Consider the following 4,869-nt stretch of genomic DNA (forward strand, 5'->3'; position numbering starts at 1 on the left):
CGACGCCGTGGAGGTGCTCGAGCACATGATCCGACCAGGCTCGCTCGCCGGCGTGCACGTCTACTTCCCCGACCCGTGGCACAAGAAACGCCACAACAAGCGCCGGCTCATCCAGGCGCCCTTCGTGGCAGACCTGGTTCGGCACCTGGCGCCTGGCGGCTACATCCACTGCGCGACCGACTGGGAACCATACGCCCAGCAGATGCTCGAGGTGTTGGGGGCCGACCCCGACCTGGTCAACACCGCCGAGGGATACGCCGAGAAACCGGCCTACCGCCCGCTGACGAAATTTGAAAACCGCGGACTGAAGCTCGGCCACGGGGTGTGGGACCTGGTGTTCCGCAAGCGAAGCTGAGAAACCTGGCGCCCTCCGAGCCTCGGTCGCGGCGTCAGCACCGGCTCACGCCACCAGGCAAAGCACACAAAAAAGGCAGGCCGATCCGGGGATCGCCTGCCTTTTCCGCGTCATCGACGCGCGGCCGATGCACCAGCACTGCGCCCGAGCTGTCAAACAACCCGAAGCCAGGTGCCGGCAGCCATCAGTTGCCGCTGGAGAACTTGTAGTCCGTCTTGGCCTTGTTCTTCAGGTCTTCGCGGAACTTGGACACCTTGACCTGGTTCTGGCGCTGAACGATCTGCTCCTTGACCTCTTCGAAGGCGGGGAACTGCACGGCGCGCACGTCTTCCAGCTTGATGATGTGGAAGCCGAACTGCGACTTCACAGGCGCATCCGTGACCTGGCCTTTTTGCAGCTTGGTCATCGCGGCCGAGAACTCGGGCACGTAGTTGCCGGGGTTGGCCCAATCGAGGTCGCCGCCGTTCTCGGCAGAGCCCGGGTCCTTCGAGTTCTTCTTGGCCAGGTCTTCGAACTTGGCGCCGCCCTTGATCTGGGCGATCAGGGCCTTGGCGTCTTCTTCCTTCTCGACCAGGATATGGCGGGCGCGGTATTCCTTGTCACCATTGGACGCCTTGATGCGGTCGTACTCGGCGCGGGCTTCGGCGTCGGTGGTGCCCAGCTTCTTCTCGGCGTCGGTGAACAGAGCGCGGATCAGGATGGACTGGCGCGCGAACTCCATCTGCGTCTTGTAGTCGGCCGAGCGCTGCAAGCCCAGGCGTTCGGCTTCCTGGATGTAGATCTCGCGCAGCACGATCTCGTCCTTGACCTTTTGCTCCAGCTCGGGGCTGCGGGTCATCGGCGGCTGGCCGGGCTGCTGGGGCGACTTGATGATCTGGTCGATCATGGCGTCGACGCGGGCCTTGGGCACGGCCTTGCCATTGACGATGGCGATGTTCTGGGCCGACACCAACGGGGCGGCCAGCGACAGCGAAGCGGCCAGCAGGGCTGCCAGGGCGGTACGGGAAGTCTTCATGTTGAGCAGAGCGCTTGGGGTGCAGGAAGGTCAGGTGAGCCGCTCAGGTCTTGGGCTGGGTCGGCTCGGCCTGGATGGCCAGGGCATGGACGCCCCGGGGCATGAGATTGCGCAGGGCATCATACACAAGGCGATGGCGCCCCACGTGTGACAAGCCGTTGAAGCAGGCGGCCCGGATGCGCAGCGAGAAATGGGTGCCGAACGGCGCGCCGCTGTGCCCGGCGTGGCCCTGGTGCGCGGCGGTGTCGTCGTGCACCTCGATGGCGTCCGGCGAGAGCGCGGCGCGCAGCACGCGCTCCATCTCGTCGGCGGTGACGGGTTGCGGGTTCGCGGTGTTCTCTGGGTTCACGATTTGGCCTCGGTGCTCGGCTCGGGCTCGACCATGTGGCGGCTGAGGTAAACACCTTGCGCCAGCGTGAAGACCAGCGTCAGGCCCAGGCTGCCCCACATCTTGAAGCTCACCCAGGTGTCGAGCGGGTAGTTGAAGGCCACATAGAGGTTGAGCACGCCCATGGCCGCGAAAAACACCACCCAGGCCCAGCCCAGGTTACGCCAGACGGCGTCGGGGGCGTCGACCTGGCCACCCATCATCTGACGGAGCATCTTGCGACCCAAGATCACCTCGGTGACCAGCAGCCCGGTGCCCATCAGCCAGTAGATGACGGTGGGCTTCCACTTGATGAAGGTCTCGTCGTGGAACCACAGCGTCAGACCGCCGAGCACGACGACGATGCCCAGGCTGGCCCACAGCATCTTGTCCACGGGCTTGCGCAGCACCTTGAGCGTGCCGATTTGCAGGACCGTGGCCAGCACGACAACGACGGTGGCCAGCAGCACCGGTGCTTCGGTCACGCCCACCGAGCCGCCGGAGACTGCGAAGCCCAGGTGTTCGGTGAGCCAGGCAGCCGTTGCCTCCTTGTGCCCGTCGGCCCATTTGAAGCTGACGAAAAAGAGGATGACGGGCAGCAGGTCGAAGAGGAATTTCATGGGGACGCGCTAGGCAGAGGCGAAATCGGGGCGATCAACGTGACCGGGGCTCGAAGTCTATCGCGGCGGAGTTGATGCAGTAGCGCTCGCCGGTGGGCGCCGGGCCGTCGTCGAACACATGGCCCAGGTGGGCGCCGCAACCCTTGCATCGCACCTCGGTGCGGATCATGCCGTGGCTGATGTCACGCACGTACTCGATGAGGTCGTCGGCCGCGGGCTGCCAGTAGCTGGGCCAGCCGCAGCCGGCGTCGAACTTGGTGTCCGACTCGAAGAGCTTGACGCCGCAGCAGATGCAGCGGTAGGCACCCTCGGCGAAGTTGTCCCAATGCTTGCCGCTGAAAGGCGGCTCGGTGGCGGCGTGGCGCGTGACGCGAAAGGCCAGGGGCTCGGCGCCGGCCGAGGTCAGCTGCGCTTGCCATTCGGCGTCGGTCTTCTTGACAGGGTGATCGCTCATGATGAACAGGAGACCTCGATGGATTGGGCCCATTCGGGCGGAAAGCCTGCATCGGCCTCGCAGCCGGCCTGCTCGGTGAACGGCTGCTGCAGCAAGCGGTGCAGGCGCTGAACCTCGCTGAAGTCACCCCGCTGGGCCTGGCGGATGGCGGTCTCGGCCAGGTGGTTGCGCAGCACGTACAGCGGGTTGACGCGGCGCAGGCGTTCGGCGCGCTCGGCGTCCTGGCTGGCCTCGGCCTGCAGGCGGTTGCGGTAGCGTCCGGCCCAGGCGTCAAAGGCGGCGCGATCCAGGAACAGGTCGCGCACAGGTGCGTTGCGCACGTCGTCGGCACCCACGGTGGTGTCGAAATCGGCCAGGCGGCGAAAGGCGATGGTGAAGTCCACCTTGCCCGCGGCCAGCAGGCGCAGGAAGTCGATGCACAGGGCGTCGTCGCCGGGCTGTTCGCTGCGCAGGCCCAGCTTGGTGCGCCAGCGGGCGTTCATGGCCTGGATGAAGGCCTGCTCGTAACGCTCCAGCACCTCGATGACGACCTTGGGATCGGCTTGCGCTTCGGGGATGAGCGGCAGCAGGGCCTGGGCCAGCGCGCGCAGGTTCCAGTAGCCGATCTGAGGCTGGTTGTTCCAGCTGTAGCGCCCCTGCGTGTCGGAGTGATTGCAGATGTGGTCCGGATCGAACGCGTCAAGGAAGCCAAAGGGGCCGTAGTCGATCGTCAGGCCCAGGATGGACATGTTGTCCGTGTTCATGACCCCGTGGCAAAAGCCGGCGGCCTGCCAGTCGGCCATCAACAGCGCCGTGCGGCGCACCACCTCGTCCAGCAGGGCCAGCGCGGGCTGGGGCTGCGCGGCCAGTTGCGGGAAGTGGTGGGTGATGACGAAGTCCAGCAGCGCATGGAGCACCTCGTGGTGGCGGGGCTGTGCGCTGTGCGCGAAGTGCTCGAAATGCCCGAATCGGATGAAGCTGGGCGCCACACGGGTGACGACGGCGGCCGTCTCGGTGGTTTCGCGGCGCACGCGCTCCGGGGATGCCACCAGGGCCAGCGCGCGCGTGGTCGGGATGCCCAGGCCGTGCATGGCTTCGGAGCAAAGAAATTCGCGGATCGACGAGCGCAGCACGGCACGGCCATCGCCCCGGCGGGAGTACGGTGTCTGGCCGGCACCCTTGAGCTGGATCTCACGAGGACCGAGCGGGGTTTCGACTTCACCCAGCAGCAGGGCCCGGCCATCACCCAGTTGCCCGGCCCAGGCACCGAACTGGTGACCTGAATAGACGGTGGCCATCGGGGCCATGCCTGGCCACAGGCCGTTGCCACCCAGCACCTGCAAGGCCTGCTCGTCGGCCCAGTGGACGGGCCAGCCCAGCTCGGCCGCCAAGGCGTCGTTGCGGGACACCCATTGCAGGGCGGGCAAGGGCTCGCCCTGCAGGAAGGTGCCCAGGGGCACGCCGAAATCGGTGCGGGCACGTTCGCTGCTTGCGGCGTATCGGTTGGGCCAGCTTTGCGCGGGCGGGTGCCAACCATCGGTGAGGGGGGCATCGGGGGTGAGCAAAGGCATGTGGCGGAGTGTAGACAAGCCCCCCTGTCCCTGGGGCGCGGCGGGGCATGTGTCCGAATGCACAGGCCCTAAGATGCGCTGCATCGCCGGCTCGCTGCCGGCTTCGTCTTGTTGCAGGAGATCGCTTTGGACCTGGTGTTGTTCTTCAAGGCCGCGTTGATGGGCATCGTCGAGGGGCTGACCGAGTTCCTGCCCATCTCCAGCACTGGCCACCTCATCCTGGCCAATGCCATGATGGGTTTCTCTGAAGCCGCCGGCTCCGAAAAAGCCAAGGTCTTCGAGATCGCCATCCAGACCGGCGCCATCTTTGCCGTCATCCTGGTCTACATGCAGCGCCTGAAGGACACGGTCGCCGGCCTCGGCTCCGACCCGAAAGCCCAGCGCTTTGCACTCAACGTGGTCATCGGCTTCCTGCCTGCGGTCGTCATGGGCCTGCTGGTCGGCAAGGTGATCAAGGAACACCTGTTCACGCCCACCGTGGTGGCCACCACCTTCATCATCGGCGGGG

Annotated in this window: 7 protein-coding genes; 2 read left to right on the forward strand and 5 right to left on the reverse strand. The window is 66.2% G+C overall.

Features of this window, described 5'->3' with window-relative positions:
* On the forward strand, window positions 1-355 hold a 355-nt coding region (gene trmB / locus B2W70_RS13580; protein WP_286746463.1), incomplete at its 5' end, for a tRNA (guanine(46)-N(7))-methyltransferase TrmB.
* 184 nt (window positions 356-539) lie between these two features.
* On the opposite strand, the gene B2W70_RS13585 is transcribed toward trmB, so the two are convergent.
* The 5 genes from B2W70_RS13585 to B2W70_RS13605 are packed head-to-tail and all read right to left on the reverse strand — an operon-like array spanning window position 540 to window position 4,361.
* The gene (locus B2W70_RS13585) at window positions 540-1,370 is read right to left on the reverse strand and encodes a peptidylprolyl isomerase (protein WP_286746465.1); all 831 of its coding nucleotides are present in this window, start codon (window positions 1,368-1,370) and stop codon (window positions 540-542) included.
* A gap of 43 nt (window positions 1,371-1,413) precedes the next feature.
* Window positions 1,414-1,671, reverse strand: a complete 258-nt coding sequence (locus tag B2W70_RS13590; RefSeq protein ID WP_058087313.1) for a BolA family protein — start codon at window positions 1,669-1,671, stop codon at window positions 1,414-1,416.
* 44 nt (window positions 1,672-1,715) lie between these two features.
* Window positions 1,716-2,357 (reverse strand): septation protein A, encoded by a 642-nt coding sequence (locus tag B2W70_RS13595; RefSeq protein ID WP_286746466.1) that lies wholly within the window; start codon window positions 2,355-2,357, stop codon window positions 1,716-1,718.
* Window positions 2,358-2,391: 34 nt separating this feature from the next.
* The gene (msrB, locus tag B2W70_RS13600; protein ID WP_058087235.1) at window positions 2,392-2,811 is read right to left on the reverse strand and encodes a peptide-methionine (R)-S-oxide reductase MsrB; all 420 of its coding nucleotides are present in this window, start codon (window positions 2,809-2,811) and stop codon (window positions 2,392-2,394) included.
* A complete protein-coding gene (locus B2W70_RS13605) occupies window positions 2,808-4,361 on the reverse strand; it encodes a protein adenylyltransferase SelO (RefSeq protein ID WP_286746467.1) in 1,554 nt (517 codons plus the stop codon). Before B2W70_RS13605 ends, msrB begins: the two co-directional genes overlap by 4 nt.
* Window positions 4,362-4,487: 126 nt before the next feature.
* On the opposite strand from B2W70_RS13605, the gene B2W70_RS13610 reads away from it, so the two are divergent.
* Window positions 4,488-4,869, forward strand: a 382-nt coding sequence (locus tag B2W70_RS13610) for an undecaprenyl-diphosphate phosphatase (protein ID WP_286746468.1), incomplete at its 3' end; no start/stop codon positions are given.

Source organism: Aquabacterium sp. UBA2148 (assembly GCF_002328915.1).
In the GTDB taxonomy this organism is placed as follows: Bacteria; Pseudomonadota; Gammaproteobacteria; order Burkholderiales; family Burkholderiaceae_C; genus Aquabacterium; species Aquabacterium parvum.